The organism is Billgrantia campisalis (assembly GCF_022341425.1).
GTDB lineage: Bacteria > Pseudomonadota > Gammaproteobacteria > Pseudomonadales > Halomonadaceae > Halomonas > Halomonas campisalis.
The window spans coordinates 319,383-337,100 of the sequence record NZ_JABFUC010000004.1; the positions used below are offsets into that span (position 1 = coordinate 319,383).

At 69.8% G+C, this 17,718-nt stretch carries 16 protein-coding genes, 1 pseudogene and 2 riboswitches; of the genes and pseudogenes, 8 read left to right on the forward strand and 9 right to left on the reverse strand.

What is annotated here, in order from left to right; all coding sequences use genetic code 11:
* The first annotated feature begins 37 nt into the window (after positions 1-37).
* The 4 genes from HOP52_RS07050 to HOP52_RS07065 are packed head-to-tail and all read left to right on the forward strand — an operon-like array spanning position 38 to position 5,117.
* A complete protein-coding gene (locus HOP52_RS07050; protein WP_238976657.1) occupies positions 38-1,600 on the forward strand; it encodes an OpgD/OpgG family glucan biosynthesis protein in 1,563 nt (520 codons plus the stop codon).
* Positions 1,572-3,506: a glucans biosynthesis glucosyltransferase MdoH gene (gene mdoH / locus HOP52_RS07055; protein ID WP_238976658.1), complete on the forward strand. Its 1,935-nt coding sequence runs from the start codon at positions 1,572-1,574 to the stop codon at positions 3,504-3,506. The genes HOP52_RS07050 and mdoH overlap by 29 nt, the downstream gene beginning before the upstream one ends.
* Before the next feature lie 11 nt (positions 3,507-3,517).
* On the forward strand, positions 3,518-4,300 hold the full coding sequence (locus tag HOP52_RS07060) for an FkbM family methyltransferase (protein WP_238976659.1): 783 nt from the start codon (positions 3,518-3,520) through the stop codon (positions 4,298-4,300).
* Positions 4,293-5,117: a creatininase family protein gene (locus tag HOP52_RS07065; protein ID WP_238976660.1), complete on the forward strand. Its 825-nt coding sequence runs from the start codon at positions 4,293-4,295 to the stop codon at positions 5,115-5,117. Before HOP52_RS07060 ends, HOP52_RS07065 begins: the two co-directional genes overlap by 8 nt.
* On the opposite strand, the gene HOP52_RS07070 is transcribed toward HOP52_RS07065, so the two are convergent.
* On the reverse strand, positions 5,101-6,216 hold the full coding sequence (locus HOP52_RS07070) for a GTP cyclohydrolase II (RefSeq protein WP_238976661.1): 1,116 nt from the start codon (positions 6,214-6,216) through the stop codon (positions 5,101-5,103). The genes HOP52_RS07065 and HOP52_RS07070 overlap by 17 nt on opposite strands.
* Before the next feature lie 76 nt (positions 6,217-6,292).
* On the opposite strand from HOP52_RS07070, the gene HOP52_RS07075 reads away from it, so the two are divergent.
* Positions 6,293-7,126 (forward strand): RibD family protein, encoded by an 834-nt coding sequence (locus HOP52_RS07075; RefSeq protein ID WP_238976678.1) that lies wholly within the window; start codon positions 6,293-6,295, stop codon positions 7,124-7,126.
* 90 nt (positions 7,127-7,216) lie between these two features.
* Here HOP52_RS07075 and HOP52_RS07080 read toward each other — a convergent pair.
* The 5 genes and pseudogenes from HOP52_RS07080 to HOP52_RS07100 all read right to left on the reverse strand — a co-directional run.
* Positions 7,217-8,170, reverse strand: a pseudogene (locus HOP52_RS07080) (lysylphosphatidylglycerol synthase transmembrane domain-containing protein); the annotation flags it as partial.
* Positions 8,098-8,979, reverse strand: coding sequence for a class I SAM-dependent methyltransferase (locus tag HOP52_RS07085; RefSeq protein WP_238976662.1), 882 nt, complete (start codon positions 8,977-8,979; stop codon positions 8,098-8,100). The pseudogene HOP52_RS07080 and the gene HOP52_RS07085, both read right to left, overlap by 73 nt.
* The gene (locus tag HOP52_RS07090) at positions 8,976-10,067 is read right to left on the reverse strand and encodes a glycosyltransferase family 4 protein (RefSeq protein ID WP_238976663.1); all 1,092 of its coding nucleotides are present in this window, start codon (positions 10,065-10,067) and stop codon (positions 8,976-8,978) included. The genes HOP52_RS07085 and HOP52_RS07090 overlap by 4 nt, the downstream gene beginning before the upstream one ends.
* Positions 10,064-10,462, reverse strand: a complete 399-nt coding sequence (locus HOP52_RS07095) for a 6-pyruvoyl trahydropterin synthase family protein (RefSeq protein WP_238976664.1) — start codon at positions 10,460-10,462, stop codon at positions 10,064-10,066. The genes HOP52_RS07090 and HOP52_RS07095 overlap by 4 nt, the downstream gene beginning before the upstream one ends.
* A gap of 24 nt (positions 10,463-10,486) precedes the next feature.
* The gene (locus HOP52_RS07100; protein WP_238976665.1) at positions 10,487-11,488 is read right to left on the reverse strand and encodes a zinc-dependent alcohol dehydrogenase; all 1,002 of its coding nucleotides are present in this window, start codon (positions 11,486-11,488) and stop codon (positions 10,487-10,489) included.
* A gap of 188 nt (positions 11,489-11,676) precedes the next feature.
* Here HOP52_RS07100 and HOP52_RS07105 point away from each other — a divergent pair, with 188 nt between their 5' ends.
* The 3 genes from HOP52_RS07105 to thiC all read left to right on the forward strand — a co-directional run bounded on the left by HOP52_RS07105 (position 11,677) and on the right by thiC (position 15,691).
* Positions 11,677-12,417: a CDP-alcohol phosphatidyltransferase family protein gene (locus HOP52_RS07105; RefSeq protein WP_238976666.1), complete on the forward strand. Its 741-nt coding sequence runs from the start codon at positions 11,677-11,679 to the stop codon at positions 12,415-12,417.
* A 65-nt stretch (positions 12,418-12,482) separates the two neighbouring features.
* Positions 12,483-12,647: riboswitch (TPP riboswitch) on the forward strand.
* Between the two features lie 85 nt (positions 12,648-12,732).
* A complete protein-coding gene (gene tenA, locus HOP52_RS07110; protein ID WP_238976667.1) occupies positions 12,733-13,401 on the forward strand; it encodes a thiaminase II in 669 nt (222 codons plus the stop codon).
* Positions 13,402-13,610: 209 nt separating this feature from the next.
* A riboswitch (TPP riboswitch) is annotated at positions 13,611-13,720 on the forward strand.
* Positions 13,721-13,801: 81 nt separating this feature from the next.
* The gene (thiC, locus tag HOP52_RS07115; RefSeq protein WP_238976668.1) at positions 13,802-15,691 is read left to right on the forward strand and encodes a phosphomethylpyrimidine synthase ThiC; all 1,890 of its coding nucleotides are present in this window, start codon (positions 13,802-13,804) and stop codon (positions 15,689-15,691) included.
* A gap of 73 nt (positions 15,692-15,764) precedes the next feature.
* On the opposite strand, the gene csx2 is transcribed toward thiC, so the two are convergent.
* The 3 genes from csx2 to HOP52_RS07125 all read right to left on the reverse strand — a co-directional run.
* Positions 15,765-16,985, reverse strand: coding sequence for a TIGR02221 family CRISPR-associated protein (gene csx2 / locus HOP52_RS07120; RefSeq protein ID WP_238976669.1), 1,221 nt, complete (start codon positions 16,983-16,985; stop codon positions 15,765-15,767).
* Between the two features lie 46 nt (positions 16,986-17,031).
* Positions 17,032-17,340 carry a CRISPR-associated protein Csx16 gene (gene csx16, locus HOP52_RS19780; protein ID WP_422677692.1) on the reverse strand — a complete coding sequence of 103 codons (309 nt, stop codon included), beginning with the start codon at positions 17,338-17,340 and terminating at the stop codon, positions 17,032-17,034.
* A 259-nt stretch (positions 17,341-17,599) separates the two neighbouring features.
* Positions 17,600-17,718, reverse strand: a 119-nt coding sequence (locus HOP52_RS07125) for an ATP-binding protein (protein WP_238976679.1), incomplete at its 5' end; no start/stop codon positions are given.

A 17,718-nucleotide genomic window follows, 5' to 3' on the forward strand; every position in this document is an offset into this window, starting at 1 on the left:
GAGGCCAGGAGATGGCGAGCGGCGGAGGAGAACGTGAATGCACCAGCGCAAGCGACGCTTCGGCCTGGCCCTGGGGCTCGCCCTGATGGCTGCCCCCCCAGCGGGCGCGGAGGGCGGCGAGACGGCCGAGATCGACGCGCTGTTCGATCGCGTCACCGAGCAGGCGCAGGCGCGCGCCGAGGCCGCCTATCGCCGCGGGGCCGCCGCCCTGCCCGAGGCGCTGCGTGATCTCGACTACGATACCTACCGGCAGATTCGCTTCGACCCCGAGGCGGCGCTGTGGCACGACGCTGGGCTGTTCTCGATCCAGCTGTTCCACACCGGCTTCCTGTTCGACACCCCCGTGCAGCTCCATCTGGTGGAAGAGGGCGACACAACACCGCTCACCTTCGACCCGCAGCGCTTCCGCTACGACGGCCAGGCTGCCGAGCTGCTCGAGCAGGATCTGGACGGGGCCGGCCACGCCGGCTTTCGCCTGCACTTTCCGCTCCATCGCGCCGAATATCAGGACGAGTTCGCGGTGTTTCTCGGCGCCAGCTATTTCCGCCTAGTGGGCCGCGACCAGGGTTATGGGCTGTCGGCCCGGGGGCTGGCTATCGACACCGCCCTGCCCCACGGCGAGGAGTTTCCTGCCTTTCGCGAGTTCTGGCTGGTCCGCCCGGCCCCCGAAGCCAGCCGCATGACGGTGCTGGCACTGCTCGACAGCCCTTCCCTGGCCGGGGCCTACCGCTTCGACATCGCCCCGGGGCGCGACATCGGGGTCGAGGTGGAAGCCCGGCTGTTCGCCCGGCGGGACCTGGCGAAGCTCGGCGTGGCGCCGCTGACCAGCATGTTCGCCCACGGCGACACCAGCGCTGGCCCCATCGACGACCATCGCCCGGCGGTGCACGACTCCGAGGGGCTGCTGATACACACCGGCCGCGGCGAGTGGATCTGGCGGCCGCTCACCAATCCCCGTCAGCTGCGCGTCTCCCAGTTCCTGGACGCCGCTCCGGCCGGCTTCGGGCTGGTGCAGCGCAGCCGCGACTTCGCCCGCTACCTGGACCTGGAAGCCCGCTACGAGCGCCGCCCCAGCCAGTGGGTCGAACCCCTCGGCGACTGGGGGGCCGGTCGGGTCGAGCTCGTGGAGATCCCCGCCCCCGACGAGACCCACGACAATATCGTCGCCTACTGGATCGGCGACACGCCGCTGAAGGCCGGCGAAGCGCGCCGCTTTCGCTATCGCACCCACACCTTCGGCGCCTCGCTGCCCGAGGCGCCGCAGGCCCGAGTGGTGCGCACCCGCCACGGCTGGGGCGCCGTCCCCGGCCAGAGCGACCCGCCGCCGCGCAGCCGACGTCACTTCATGATCGACTTTCGCGGTGGCGAGCTGGAGGGGCTGGCCCCGGACCAGCCCGTCCAGGCCGAGCTCGACCTCAGCCGCGGTCGGGTGCGCCACCTGCAGACCCAGCCGCTGCCCGACGGCCGCGGCTGGCGGGCCAGCTTCCGGCTCGACCCCGAGGGGGGCCAGCCCGCCGACATGCGCCTGCGGCTGCGTCTCTACGGCGACACCATCAGCGAGACCTGGAACCATGTCTGGTACCCGGACGAATCGCGCTGAGCTCGGCGCCCAGCGCGGCAAAGGCGAGACGCGGCTGCCCTGGCTGCGCACGCGGCGTGCCCTGTTTGCCTCCCTGGTAGCCGCCACCACCCTGGTCGGCGCTCTGCTGATGTGGCGCATCCTGGACGCCGACGGCCTCGGGGTACTGGCGGCGATCATCCTGGCACTGTTCACCCTGACCTTCGCCTGGATCACCGCCGCCTTCTGGTCGGCGGCCTTCGGCTTCGTCGTGACCCTCAGCGGGCGCGACCCGCTGACCCTGGCGCGACTGCCGAGCCGTGCCCACGAACGGGCACTGCCGATCCGGCAGCGCACCGTGCTGGCGATGCCGATCCATAACGAGCCGCCGGACGCCGTGGTGGCCAACCTGGAAGCCACCGCCAACGCCCTGATCGCCACCGGTGAGGCCCACCACTTCGAAGGCTTCGTGCTCAGCGATACCACCGATACGGCCCTCGCCGCACGGGAAGCCGCGGCGATCGCCGCCCTGCAGCGGCGCCTGGCCGACCGGCTTGTCGTGCACTATCGGCGCCGCGCCGACAACCGGGGGCGCAAGGCCGGCAACCTGGCCGAGTTCTGCCGCCGCTGGGGCCGGCGCTACGACTTCATGGTGGTGCTGGATGCCGACAGCCGCATGAGCGGCGAGGCCCTGCTGGACCTGGTCCGCGCCCTGCAGGCACGCCCCGAGGTGGGGCTGATTCAGAGCGTACCGCTGCCCGCCCGTCAGGCCACCCTCTTCGGTCGCCTGGCCCAGTTCGCCGCCGCGCTCTACGCCCCCATGCTCGCCGCCGGCCAGAGCAGCTGGCAGGGCGATGCCGCCAACTACTGGGGCCACAACGCCATCCTTAGGCTGCACGCCTTCATGGCTCACTGCGGCCTGCCCGAACTGCGCGGGCGGCCGCCGCTGGGCGGCGAAATCCTCAGCCACGACTTCGTCGAGGCCGCGCTGCTGCGCCGCGCCGGCTGGGAGGTCCAGCTCGATACCCGCATCGCCGGCAGCTACGAGGAGATGCCCGGCAACCTGCTCGACTATGCCCGTCGCGACCGGCGCTGGACCCAGGGCAACCTGCAGCACTTGCGCCTGCTGGCCGCTCCGGGGCTGCAGGTTATGAGCCGCCTCCACTTCGTGATGGGCGCCATGGCCTTTATCTCCTCCTTGCTGTGGCTGGCCGTGCTGCTGCTGGGCAGCCTCGACGCCGTGCTGCGCGCCCAGCGCCAGGTGACCTACTTCCCCCACCCCGAGCAGCTCTTCCCGCTCTGGCCCCAGGCGCGCCCCGAGCTGATCGCAATACTCTTCGCCACCACCCTGGGCCTGCTGCTGCTGCCCAAGCTGATGGGCCTGCTGCTGGCCCTGGTCAGGCGCCCCGAGCCCTTCGGCGGCCGCCTGCGCCTGCTGGCCAGCGCCCTGCTGGAAGCCCTGGTCGCGGTGCTGCTGGCGCCGGTGATGATGCTCTTCCACAGCGCCTTCGTGCTGGGCGTGCTCACCGGCGCCCGCGTGGAGTGGGGCGCCCAGGCCCGGGAGGGTCGCGCGGTGGCCTGGGCCGACGCCCTGCGTCACACCGCGCCCGCCATGCTGCTGGGCGCCCTCTGGGCGGGGCTGGTGGGCTGGCTGGCCCCGGCGCTGCTGTGGTGGCTCAGCCCCATCTGGGGCGGCCTGCTGCTGGCCCCGCTGCTGGCCCGCTGGAGCGGCGAGCGCCGGCCGGCCGACGGGCTGGCACGGCTCGGCCTTCTGACCCTGCGGCCCCGGGCCGAGGACGCCGCGCTGCTCGCCCAGGACGCAGTGACGAGCGCCACTCCCGGCGACCCACCGCTGCCGCCCCCGCCCGAGCGCCCCGGCGACATGCCGCTGGCGCGGCTCTCGCGTCGCTCGCCCCACGGCGCCGCCACACCGTCACCCCGCCCATGAGACACGCCGACATGCCCTTGGTCACTCCCCTGCGCCGCGGCTACGGCCTGGCCCGCTCACTGCTCGTCTACTGGCGCCCCGGCCGCCAGCGCGCCCTGCGCCGACTGTATGCCGACTTCATCGACCCGGGCGATCTGGTGTTCGATATCGGCGCCCATCTGGGCGACCGCACCGCGGCCTTCGCCGGGCTCGGCGCCCGGGTCGTGGCCCTGGAGCCCCAGCCGGCGCTCTACCGCTGGCTTACCCGACTGGTGGGCCGGCACGCTACCGTGACCCTGCTGCCGGTGGCGGCCGGCGCACACCCCGGGGAGGCCGAACTGGCCATCAGCCGCGCCACGCCGACGGTCTCGACCCTGGCCCATGGCTGGCGCCAGGCCATTGGCGAGCGCAACCCCGGCTTTCGCCAGGTGCGCTGGGAGGAGCGTCTGAGGGTGCCGGTCACCACCCTCGACGCACTGATCGCCGAGCACGGCGTGCCGCGCTTCTGCAAGATCGACGTGGAAGGCTTCGAGGCCGAGGTGCTGGCCGGGCTCAGCCAGCCGCTGGCCGGCGTCTCGGTGGAGTTCGTCGCCGGTGCCCTGGAGGTGGCCGACGCCTGCGTGGCACGCCTGGCCACCCTGGGCGACTATCGCTATAACGCTATCGCCGGCGAGGGGCGCCGATTGCGCTGGCCGGACTGGCGCTCTCCGGCGGCGACCCGCGCCTGGCTGGCCAGCGGCGCCGACGGCCTGGCCTCCGGCGATCTCTATGCGCGACTCGACTCCCCCCACCCGAGGAGGCAAACGGATGCATGACGCCCCCCTTACCGCCTTTCCCCACTGGCAGGACCTGACCAGCCGCGAGATCGCCGGGCTCGACGGCGACAGCGTGGCGGTGATGGTGCTCGGCGCCATCGAGCAGCACGGCCCCCATCTGCCGCTCTCCACCGACCTCGATATCGGCGAAGGGCTGCTGGCCGCGGCGCTGGCACACCTGCCCGACGGCTTTCCCCTGGTACAGCTGCCCCCCCTGGCGGTGGGCGCCAGCGAGGAACACCTGAGTTTTCCCGGTACCCTGAGCCTGTCGCCGGCACTGGCCACCGCCCTTCTGGAGGCCCACGGCGACGCCGTGGCCCGCGCCGGTCTCTCGCGGCTGGTGTTGCTCAACAGCCACGGCGGCAACAAGGCGGTGATGGACAGCACCGCCCTGGCGCTGCGACGCCGCCACGGCATGCTGGTGGTCAAGCTGCACTACATGCGCATGGCACCGCCGGAGACCCTGCCAGGCGACGGCCTGCCCGCCGAGGAGCTGCGCCACGGGCTGCACGGCGGCGCCGTGGAGACCGCGCTGATGCGCCACCTGGCACCGGACAAGGTGCGCCTCGAACACCTTGAAGCGCGTCGCTCCCGGGGCCAGGCCATGGCGGAAGAGGGTCAGCTGCTGGGCCCGGAGGGCGAGGCCGCCTTCGCCTGGCTGGCCGAGGACCTGCACCCCGAGGGGGTAGTGGGCAACGCCCACCTGGGCACCGCCGCACTGGGCGAACGCCTGGTCGCCCACTACGCCCAGCGCATCGCCCGCATCCTTCACGAGACCCGCGCCATGCGGCTCAAGCGCCTCAGCGGCGGACCCTGAGCACCTCGTCGAGCAGGTGGCCGGCGCGCTCGGCCTTGGCGCTGAGATAGCGCCGGTTGTGGTCGTTGAGGCTGCCGTAGAGGGCCTGGCGCGCCACCACCTCGATGCCGCCGTCCGCCAGCGCGGTCACCTTGCGCGGGTTGTTGGTCAGCAGCTGCACCCGGCGGATGCCAAGCGCCTTGAGCATGTCCACCGCCACCCCGTAGTGTCGTTCGTCCTCGCCGAAGCCCAGGGTGTGGTCGGCATCCAGGGTGTCCAGGCCGCCGTCCTGCAGGGTATAGGCGCGCAGCTTGTTGGCCAGGCCGATGCCGCGCCCCTCCTGGGCCAGGTAGAGCAGCACGCCGCCGCCCAGCGCCTCGATCTCGGCCACGGCGTTGCGCAGCTGCTCGCCACAGTCGCAGCGCAGGCTACCGAACAGATCACCGGTGAGACAGGCCGAATGCAGCCGCAGCGGCACCGGGGCCGCCCCGGTCTCGGGCTCACCGATCACCACCGCCACGTGCTCGCGCAACCCGTCGGGCTCGCGGAACAGGATGAAGCGGGTGTCGAAGGCGTCGGCCAAGGGAATATGCGCCTCGCTGACCCGCTTGAGCATGCCGCCGGTGTTATCCAGGCAGCGCTCGGCGGCCTCGGCGTCCACCGCCAGCAACTCGCCGCTGGCCAGCGACGCCTCTACCGCCGCCCACCGCGCCGCGCTGACCCGCGCGACCAGCGCCGAGGGAATCAGCAGCGCTCGACGCATCAGCGCCAGGGCCCCGCGGTCGGCAAGCTCCGCCGGCCGCAGCCGAGCGCGCCACGCCCGACGCTCTGGCGCCGGCAGTGTTTCGGCGCCAAAGGCCAGCGCGGCCAGGCGCCGCCCGCTCAGCCCTGGCGGCAGCGACAGTCGCGCCGGAGCGCTGCGCGCCTGCCCCCCCAGCAGCGTCAGCCGATGCTGGCTGAGCACCAGCGCCGGCGCCGTGCCGGCCTGTTCGGCCAGCCGTGTCGGCACGCCGTCGCCGGCCCCCTCCAGGGCCTGGACCAGCACGCGCTCCTCGCCGGCCACCAGCAGGACCGGCAGGCCACGGCGAATATCGAAGATGGCGCGTTCTACCTGATGCATGACGATCTCCTTGCGTGCCTTGTGCCGCCGTGGCGGACTACGCATGATGAAACGCTGAATCCGACCCGGAGGCTCCATGAGCGCAACGGCGCCCGACACCCTGGAAAGCGATGCGGCCTGGCAATGGCTGTGCCGCCTGCGTGACCACGAGCGGCCGCCGGAAGACGACCGGCTGTGGCTCGACGCCCAAGGCGCCTGGCAGGCGCGCGACGCCGTCGGCGACGCCACCCGCGAGCTGCTCGACTGCCTGGTGCCGCTGGCCACCCACCGCGAGCGGCTGGCCGTGGCCCAGCTGGGCCAGAGCCTGGATGGCCGCATCGCCACCCAGAGCGGTCACTCCCACTATATCAACGGCCTGGAGAGCCGCACCCACCTGCACCGCCTGCGCGCCCTGCTCGACGCCGTGGTGGTGGGCGCCGGCACCGTCGTCGCCGACGACCCGCTGCTCACGGTGCGCCACGTGCCCGGCCGCCAACCGGTACGGGTGATCCTCGATCCCCGGGGCCGGGTACCGGGGCATGTCCGCCTGCTGCGCGACGCGGCTGCCCCGACCCTGCACCTGGTGGGCCCCGACACCATGCCGGCCACGCCCACGGGGCGTCATGTGACGCGTCTGACCCTGCCGCTGGCGGGCGACGGCTTCTCGCCCGCCGCGGTGCTCGAGGCCCTGGCCGAGCGGGGCCTCCCCCGGGTGCTGATCGAGGGCGGCGGGGTCACGGTATCGCGTTTTCTCGAGGCCGGAGTGCTCGACCGCCTGCACCTGCTGGTGGCGCCGCTGCTGATCGGCTCCGGTCGCCCCGGCCTGACGCTTGCGCCGATCGCCACCCTCGACGACGCCCGACGCCCGCGGGCGCGAACCTTTCGCTGCGGCGACGACACCCTCTTCGACCTGATCCTCCGCAACGCCTGAGGCTCCGCCCGGCCCACGCCGCTGCCCGCGCCGCCGCCCGCGCAGCATCTCCGCCAGCACGCACAGCCCGCCCGGCAGGCTGGCCAGCAGCACCAGGGCGCCGTAGGCCAGCGACACCGCCACTCCCTGGGCCGCCGGCAGCCCGACCAGCGCCCAGACCAGTGCCGCGGCGCTTTCGCGCACCCCCCAGCCGGCCAGCGTCAGCGGCAGCAGCATCGCCAGCAGCACCGGCGGCACCAGCGCCAGCAGGGTCGTGGTCGGCAGGGTGACCCCGATGGCCCGGGCGGCGCAGACGAACACCAGCGCATAGCTGATCACCACCAGCAGCGAGCCGGCCAGCTGGCGCGGCCACGCCGAGGTCGCCAGCAGGCTGCGATACAGATCCCCGCCGAGCCCAATCAGCGCCCGGGGCGGGTAGCGGACCAGCCGGCGTCCCAGCAGCCCCACTGCCAAACCGACCAGCACGATCGGCAGCAGCCAGGCGACCAGCCGCCAGGGCGATGAACCGGCGGCCCAGGCCGCCATCTCGGCCATCACGCCGTGCCACAGCGGTGAGGCCGCCAGCACCAGCAGGGTCAGCAGCAGCACCGCCAGCTGGCCCGAGGCGCGCTCGATGATCACCGCCCGCCAGGCGGCGCCCTGCCGGCCGCTGGCCTGGGAGTGACGCCAGGCCCGGGCGGCGTCGCCCATCACCCCGCCGGGCAGCACCTGATTGAGAAACATCGCCAGGTAGTAGTCGCGCAGCGCCCGCCCCCAATCCAGGGGCACCGCCAGCAGGCGCGCGGTGAAGCGCCAGCGCCAGGCGGACAGCGCCACCTGCGGCAGCGTCAGCACCAGGGCCAGCAGGGCCCAGCCCGGTGAGAGACGCTCGACCTCGGCGATCACCGCGCGTGGGTCCAGCCAGACGGCCAGCGCCGCCAGCAGCAGCAGGCTGGCCAGCGGCCGCCACAGGCGTGCCAGCAGGCGGCGTCTCATGCGCGCCCCCCGACGCCGTCCCGGCCGGGCCAGGCGAACAGGTCGCGGTGCCCCACGCTGATCCCGCATTCACCGGCCGCCAGTTCGGCGCAGCGCCGCTGGCGCCAGCTGGTCAGCCAGGCACGCTGTGACGGGGCCTGCTCCAGCGCCGCCGCGGCCCAGCCCTCCACCAGGGTCAGGCCCAGGGTGCACGCCGTCTCCCCGCCGGCCGCCAGATGCCAGGGGGTGGCGGCGGATGCCACCCGGTAGCCGGCGGCGACCATGAGCTCGGCCAACAGCGCCGGGGCCTCACCGCCCAGGGCGGCGCCCAGCCCCTTGTCGCGGTGCTGGTGGGCTTGGAACAGCGTCCGCACCTCGGCGTCCGCGTCATCGTCGCAGCGCTGGCCCTGGGCATCCAGAAACGCCCAGTCGCCGTCGACGCTGAGGGCGACCAGCAGCGCCTGACCGCGCCGGGCCGCGGCGTCGATCAGCGCCTCGCACCAGGGCCGCGACACCAGGTCGAACAGCGCCGAGGCGGTGATCAGCGACGCCCCCTCCAGCAGCGTCGCATCGAAGGGCGCCAGGCTGCGGCAGCGGATCTCCATCGCCACCCGCCGACCGGCGGCGTCGTGCAGGCGGGAGCGTCGGGCGCGGGCCAGCAGGGCGGCATCGTGATCGACCAGCCGCCAGCGCTGGGGGCCGGGCAGGCGCGGGGCCAGGAAACGCGGATTGCTGCCGGTGCCGCTGCCCAGGTCGACCAGACCAAAGGGGGCGGGACGGGCGGCCAGCCACTCGGCGGCCAGGCCGGTCAGCCGCTGGCTGCGCGAGCGGGCGTCCAGCGCCTCGCGCTGGGCGAGCCAGTCGGCGCTGAAACGGCTATTGGCGGCGGGGGCGTTCATGGCACCACCTCCGATGGGTCGGAGAGCGCCGCCGCGAAGGCGGCACCGGCATCGGACCAGTCGCCCAGGCGCGCGCGGGCCTGCCGGGCACCGTGGCGCAACCGCGCCCGCAGCTCCGGCTCCTCGAACCAGCGCGCCAGCGCCACGGCCAACCCATGGCTGTCGCCGGGCGCCACCGCCAGGCCCGCCGTTGCCGGCAGGGTGTCGGCCAGGGCGCCGCCGGTGGTGGTGATCACCGGCAGGCCCCGGGCCAGCGCCTCGGTGACCACCATGCCGTAGCCCTCGTAGTGGGAGGCCAGCACGAAGAGATCCGCCTGGCGGTAGGCCGCCGCCAGTGCCTCGGGCCCCTGCTCGCCGCAAAGCCGCAGCCGCGCTTCCAGGCGGTGGTGACGAATTCGCTGGGCGACCCGGGCGGCATGCGCCGGGTCGCGGGACAGCCCGCCGATGCAGTCGCAGCGCCAGTCATGCTGCCTCAGCGAGGCCAGCGCCTCGACCAGCAGGTCGTGCCCCTTGCGCGGCGTCAGGGTCGCCACGCAGAGCAGCCGCTGGGGGCCTTCCCGCCGCGCCTGGGACGCGGCCGTATCGGCCAGCGGGGCGGGGTCGACGCCGGGCTCGACCACCGCCACCCGGGACGGCGGCACCCCGAAGCGCGCCAGGCCACGGGCGGTATAGGCGCTGGTGGCAATCACTCGCCGCGCCAGCGCCAGGGCGCGGGTCTCGCTGTGTCGCAGGCGCTCCCGGGTGGCGTCATCCAGGCCGGTCTCGTCGGCCAGCGGATGGTGCACCAGGGCGATAAGCCTCAGCCGGTCGGCGTGGGGCGCGACGACCTCGGGCAGCCCACCCAGGGCCAGGCCGTCGATCACCACCCGGGCACCATCGGGCAGCGCCGCCAGCGCCGCGGCCATGCTCGCCCTGGCCAGGGCATCGGGGTCGGGGAAGCGCCCCGCAAGGCCCGCCACCTCGACCCGCCAGCCCCGCTCGCGCAGCGCCGCGACGATGCGCGCGTCATAGAGATAGCCACCGGTCAGCTGGTCGGGGTCGCCGGCGACAATCAGCGTCAGCTCGGCGGTCGCGGACGCGAGGGTCATAGCTCGGCCTCGTAGCTGGCCCAGGCGACATGCGACTCGTGCAGCGTGACTCGCATGGCGGCCAGCGCCTCGGCGCCCGGGCCCAGCTCGCCTTGACCAATCGCCTCCACCAGCCGCTCGAAGATCACACGGGCCATGAACTCGGTGGTGGTATTGCGCCCCTGGAAGGCCTCCAGGTCGTCCAGATTGTGGAAGTTGTACTCATCCAGCACCCGCTTCAGAGCGGCCCCGGCCAGGCCGATGTCCACCACCAGGTCGTCGTCATCCAGCTCGCGGCGCTGGAAGGTGACATCCACCACATAGGTGGCGCCGTGGGTCCGCTGAGCGGGACCAAAGACAGCGCCCTGGAAGCTGTGGGCGATCATGAAGTGGTCACGAACGGTCAGGCTGTACATGCAGAATCTCCATGGCAGAAGGAATCAGGCGGACCGCGGGACGGGCGCGGAGGAATAGCGCAGCCGATGGCAGAGCACCTCGCCGGCGCCGGCCGCCAGGCGCGGCATCAGCTCGGGCAGCGCCTGAAAGTCGCTTTCGCCGCTGATCAGGGCCTCCAGGCGCGCCTCGCGCAGCAGCTCCAGGGCCAGCGTCAACCGGCGGCGGTGGTCCCAGCGTGGCCGCTGGGCGACGGGCAGCCTGCCCACCTGGCTGGCCTGCAGGGTCAGCCGACGGGAATGGAAGGCCTCGCCCAGCGGCAGCGTCACCTCGCGGCTGCCGAACCAGCTCATCTCCACCACCCGCGCCTCGAGGCCGGCCAGCGTGAGCGCCAACCGCAGGCCCTCGGCGCTGCCGCTGGCGTGAATCACCCGGTCGCGCTCGGCATCGGCCTGCTCGGGGCAGCGGAAGTCGAGTCCCAGCGCCTCGGCCACGCCGGCCCGCTGGGGCGCCACGTCCACCAGCTGCACCCGGGTGCCGGGCATCGCCGCACACAGCCAGGCCATCAACACCCCTACCACGCCAGCGCCGATCACGGTGATGCGCTCGCCCAGGACGGGAGCGGCGTCCCACAGGCCGTTGAGGGCGGTTTCCATGTTGGCCGCCAGCACCGCCCGGGCGGCCGGCACCCCCTCGGGCAGCGGCACCACCGCCGCGCGGGGCACCACGTAGCGGTCCTGGTGGGGGTGCAGGCAAAACACCTCACGGCCCAGCAGGTCGGCATCTCCCGCTTCCACCCGGCCGACGCTGACGTAGCCATACTTCACCGGGCCGGGGAAATCACCGACCTGAAAGGGCGCACGCATGCGGGCGTATTCGCTGACCGGCACCTCCCCCCGGAAGACCAGCGCTTCGGTGCCGCGACTGATACCGCCGTACAGGGCACGCACCTCCACCTGGCCGCTCGCCGGCAACGGCAGCGGCTCTTCGCGTAGCGCCCCGCGGCCGGGGGCGAGAATCCAATAGGCGGTGGCGGTCGCGTCACGCATGGCGTCTCCTCTGCGATACTCATCCTGACTCTGGGACCGATAATGGCGCTGGTTCGTCACACCTCCTTCTTCATGACAACTGGCAGCGCACATCGGCTTCATTGCCAGCAAATTTCTTTCACAATAATGGTACAGCTATACATTACTGCATCAATTATTTCTCGTACTCCGATAGCCCGGTGAGCCCCATGCCCCCTGTATCTCGTCAGCATAGCGACAAACGCCGCCCCCCGGCCGGCCCCCTCTCCACGCTGAGTGAGCTGCTGGCCGGACTGGCCAGCGTGCTCGTGCTGGGCGTGCTGCTGACGCTGTGGCTGCAGGCCAGCCGCTGGGTGCCGAGTCTCGCCACGCTCGTCTACCTGGCCATGGCCGGGCTCATCCAGCACGCCTGGCCGGACCGGCGGGGGCTGGGCTGGGCCAACCGCCTCACCCTCTTACGCGGTGTGGTGGTGGCGCTGCTGGCCGGCGCCCTGGTCGACCCGGCGCTGCTGGCGCGCCACCCCTGGCCGCTGGCCGGCCTGGCGCTGCTGGCCCTGCTGCTGGACGGCGCCGATGGCTGGGTGGCGCGACGCACCGGCAGCGCCAGCGCCTTCGGCGCACGCTTCGACATGGAGCTGGACGCCTTCTTCATCCTGGTGCTGTGCCTGGCGCTGCTGTCGCTGGGCAAGGTCGGGCCCTGGGTGCTGGGCATCGGCCTTATGCGCTACGGCTTCGTGCTGGCCGGGCACCGCCACGCCTGGCTGCGCGCCCCGCTGCCGGAGAGCCGGCGCCGCAAGGCGGTCTGCGTCTGGCAGGTCGTGGCGCTGATGCTCGGCCTGCTGCCGCCCCTCGGCGCCCAGGTCGCCGGTTGGCTGGCGGCCACGGCGCTAGTCGGGCTGGCGGGTTCCTTCGCGGTGGACGTGCGTTGGCTATGGCGGAACAGAAAATGAAAAATATTTCTGAAAAATGATTCCACCTGGGGCTGGCAACCCCTGACCGTCCTGCTAGACTGGCGCTTAGCTTGACGGGGTGCCGGTGAATCCGGCTGAGATGGCGCAGACAGCGGCGAGACGACCACCGCTGTCACCAGCGCCGATCCCGTGGAACCTGATCCGGGTGAGCCCGTCCTTGACAAGGACGGCGGCATGAACCGGCGTAGGGAATCAGGCCGTGTCGGGTACCCTTTAACGCCCCTTACCCGACCTTGCCTCCCCTCGCCCTTCGCAGCCCTCGCACCGGATCGTCACCGACCAGCGGAGACGCCAATGGGCTATCGCTTCGACGACCTGACGGCCGCCATTCACGACGACTGGCGGGCCTATATCGAGCATGACTTCGTGCGCGGCCTGGGCGACGGCACCCTCGACGAGGACGCCTTCCGTCACTACCTGAAGCAGGACTACCTGTTCCTGATTCACTTCGCCCGCGCCTATGCGCTGGCCGCCTACAAGAGCCCGACGCTTGCCGACCTGCGCCAGGCCCATGAGGGCCTCAAGGCCATCGTCGACGTGGAGCTCGGCCTCCACGTGGGCTACTGCCGCGAGTGGGGCATCACCGAGGAGGCGCTCGCCAGCCTGCCCGAGGCCCGGGCCACCATGGCCTACACCCGCTACGTGCTGGATACCGGCAACCGCGGCGACCTGCTCGACCTTCACGTGGCACTCGCCCCCTGCCTGGTGGGCTATGGCGAGATCGCCAACTGGCTCAACGCTCGGCCCTCCACCCTGCGCGGTGAGGCCAACCCCTATGACGCCTGGATCGCCATGTACGAGGGCGAGGAGTTCCAGGCCGCCATGGACGCCGAGCTTGAGTGGCTCAACGCCCGCCTGGCCGATGTCACCCCGGCGCGCTTCGAGGAACTGACGCGGATCTTCCGTGACGCCACGCGCCTCGAAATCGACTTCTGGCAGATGGGGTTGGACCGCGCTGACTGACCCTTATCTGCCCAAAGAGCATTGCAGTGGCGCCGACAAGAGGGGCGCCGGGGGCAGGTCGCAGCGGAGGTCATTTGCCAGGGAAGGCAAATGTAGCGCCCAGGGAAGGGTTTACAGCGCCTCCGCAGAGACCTGCCGCCGGAACAGCCCCGGGACGAGTCGTCAGGCGCCTGCTGTGATCACACCGCTCGCCGACAGCGGCGGGCACTGAACGCTTGACGGGGTGCCGTTACCGACGGCTGAGATCATGTGCCCAAGCATGGATCCCGTTGAACCTGAACTGGCTAGGACCAGCGTAGGGATCAAGCGACACGCAGCACGGCCACCCAGGCCCGCCCTGCCCCTGTCCTCCCCAGCTGTCCTCCCTGATAAGCCCCTGACAACTCTAGGGAGACACCATATGAGCAAGACCGCCCACTTCCTCGCCGAGACCGCCAAGGTCGACGAGGCCGCCATCCAGCCGCTGCCCGGCTCGCGCAAGGTCTATGTCGAAGGCTCACGCCCGGATATCCGCGTGCCCTTCCGCGAGATCTCGCTGTCGCCGACCAAGACCTCCGGCGCCGACGAGGAGAATCCGCCGCTGCTGGTCTACGATACCTCCGGCCCCTATACCGACCCCGAGGTCAGCGTCGATCTGCGAAAGGGCCTTCCCGAGCTGCGCCGCGCCTGGATCGAGGAGCGCGGCGACACCGAGTTCCTCGACGGCCCCACCTCCGAATACGGCAAGCGCCGCGCCAACGACCCGACCCTGGCCCAGCTGCGCTTCGACCTGACCCGCACGCCGCGGCGCGCCAAGGCGGGGAAGAACGTCACCCAGCTGCACTATGCCCGCCAAGGGATCATCACCCCGGAGATGGAGTTTATCGCCATCCGCGAAAACCAGCGCCGGCAGGCGCTGGGCACCGCTGAGGTGGAGCGCATCCTGGGCCACCAGCACCCGGGCCAGGGCTTCGGCGCCCGCCTGCCCGAGGAGATCACCCCGGAGTTCGTGCGCGCCGAAGTCGCCGCCGGCCGGGCGATCATCCCCTGCAACATCAACCATCCGGAATCCGAGCCGATGATCATCGGCCGCAACTTCCTGGTGAAGATCAACGGCAACCTGGGCAACTCGGCGGTCACCTCCTCCATCGAGGACGAGGTCGACAAGATGACCTGGGGCATCCGCTGGGGCTCGGACACCGTCATGGATCTCTCCACCGGGCAGAACATCCACGAGACTCGCGAGTGGATCATCCGCAACGCCCCGGTGCCCATCGGCACCGTGCCGATCTACCAGGCGCTGGAGAAGGTCAACGGCGTGGCCGAGGACCTCACCTGGGAAGTGTTCCGCGACACCCTGATCGAACAGGCCGAACAGGGGGTGGACTACTTCACCATCCACGCCGGCGTGCTGCTGCGCTATGTGCCGCTCACCGCCAAGCGGGTCACCGGCATCGTCTCCCGGGGCGGCTCGATCATGGCCAAGTGGTGTCTCTACCACCACCGCGAAAGCTTCCTCTATACCCACTTCGAGGAGATCTGCGAGATCTGCAAGCGCTACGACGTGGCCTTCTCGCTGGGTGACGGCCTGCGCCCGGGCTCGGTGGCCGATGCCAACGACGAGGCCCAGTTCGCCGAGCTCGAGACCCTGGGCGAGCTGACCAAGATCGCCTGGAAGCACGACGTCCAGGTGATGATCGAGGGGCCGGGCCATGTGCCGATGCACCTGATCAAGGAGAACATGGACAAGCAGCTCGAAGAGTGCCACGAGGCGCCCTTCTATACCCTCGGCCCGCTGACCACCGACATCGCCCCCGGCTACGACCACATCACCTCGGGCATCGGCGCGGCGATGATCGGCTGGTACGGCTGCGCCATGCTCTGCTATGTGACCCCCAAGGAGCACCTGGGCCTGCCCAACAAGGATGACGTCAAGACCGGCATCATCACCTACAAGATCGCCGCCCACGCCGCGGATCTCGCCAAGGGCCACCCTGCCGCCCAGCGCCGCGACAATGCGCTGTCCAAGGCGCGCTTCGAGTTCCGCTGGGAGGACCAGTTCAACCTCGGCCTGGACCCGGACACCGCCCGGGAGTACCACGACGAGACCCTGCCCAAGGACTCCGCCAAGGTGGCCCACTTCTGCTCCATGTGCGGCCCCAAGTTCTGCTCCATGAAGATCAGCCAGGAGGTCCGCGACTATGCGCGAGACAACGGCCTCGACGGCGACCAGGAAGCCGTCATGAAGGGCATGGAAGAGCAGGCGGAGAAGTTCCGCCAGGAGGGCGCCGAGCTGTACAAGGAAGTGTAGGCAGGCGACACCCCTGCTGAACATTCACGCCGGCCCGAAGGCCGGCGTGAATCAATCAGCACTCCACCAGTTTTCAGCCATTTTCCAGCGCCACGAGCACATGTTTCAGCGTACTGTGAAGCTCATCTTCATGTTGCAGAAGTCTACCCACAGCGTGATCTGAATTGCGCTGCCCATGTGCTAGAGCGTTACGTAGCTTCTTCAGCTGATAGAAAGCCTTGGGGTGACCTGCGGCATCCAAGATTTCTCGCCGCCGCTCGAAGTCATCAACGTTGTCTCGCTCATGATCTAGACGCTTACTGATATAACCCTCTTGGGCATAGATCGCCGCACGCAAGTAGTCACGCCGCTTCAGGTACTGCTTGGCCAGGCGCAGTTCGATATTGCCGCGGCCAGAGACCCTCGACCAAGCGATGCGCTGTTGAAGCGCTGGTGCAAACAGTACTGACAAAGGCTGTTCACCGGAATCGAAAGCATACTGGTGCAGTGGAGTAAGCTGTTCACGCGCCTTGGAGGCATTGGTCACCCGCTCGAAAAACGCCGCCTGCTGCATGGCACCGCATACAGCAGGAGGAACCTGGTCCTCTTGCAGCAGCTCGGTAAAGACGCCGTAGTCACCATCTTTATCGAAACTGTTGAGCGCCTGAACCCATCTCAGCACCTCCAGCATGCCATCCAGTCGCAGCACTGGGGTGACACCACCATGAGCCTCACTGCGATCAAATGCCCCATAGAAAATCCCTTCCAAGGTAGTCTGACGCACTACGGCAAAGTACTGCGCGGCAAGCAAGCCCAGCATTGGATGGTAGCGCAGCCCATGGGTCACATCGATCAGGAGGCGATCCTCATGCTCAATTACGCTATCCAGCACCGTGAGATAATTGGCCGTATCACGTCTCGGATCGCTCTCCAGGTAGGGAGTCAGTTGGCAATCCACAAGAAAGCCATGCCATCGGGTCAGGTGTGAACTCAACCGCTCCAGCCACTTGGCGGTCACACCATCTTCGTTTTCTTGTTCCTGAAGTTCCGCCATCAGCTCCAGTGCAGTGTCCTGCTCGTTCTCATCAAGACGTTCCAGCATCACGCCAATCAGCGACGACCAGGCACTGCCCGTAGTACCCAGCACCACCATGCGGTCCGGTTTCATCAGCTCAGCCAACCCAAAGCCCATCATTGGGGTGGTGAACCTCTGACCATCCAATTCATAGGTAGTGGTCTCGTATTGCGCATCCAGCTCTTGGCTACCCCGCGCGAGGCGGGGCTTACCAATCTGGGTCAGTAACACACGTGTCATCAGGCACTCCTTGGCAGTAGATCACTGACACCGACTCGCCCTGACTTTACCAGACTTTGGGCACAGATATTCGCTGGATCTCAAAGCGCTCAAGCCGCGCCCGGCAGGCATCCATCTGCGCCGGTGTGAGCTCCTGGCCACGCCACTGCGCGGGAATATCCATACCCAGGTGCCAATACTCGGCACCCTGCTCACAAACCCAACAGGCCAGCTGCAGTGGTAGCGTGCCAACCACACGGTCACCTGCCCGCAGCTCTTGCCCATGCAAATGCGGCAAACAATGATCCAAAGCCACCCCTTGCTGTACCAGCCACTGCACAGCCCCTGGGTGACGCGATACTACATAGGTAGTCATAAGCAACTTTCCCTGTTGCAACTCACCAATCAACCAGCACCCATGCGTGCAGATGCCGGCTGACAACGAGCAAGCCAGTTATACTTCAAAGCCCCTGATTCTTGAGGCTAGCCGCCTCGTCGGCGCATATATCATAATTATCAAAATCGTACTGCAAGACAATAACACCTACCGACGATGAAAAAGCATTAGACTCAAGTGTCAATGGCCATCAGAAATGACCCACCAGCGGTCAACAAAATTGACCCACCCATGACCGTCAGCTGAGCGTCTTCTGCTTCAGCCGGTAGCTCTCCCCGCCGAGCAGGTAGAGGTGTGAGTGGTGGATGATCCGGTCAACGATCGGCACCGCCACGTTGTCGTCGTGGAAGAACTCCC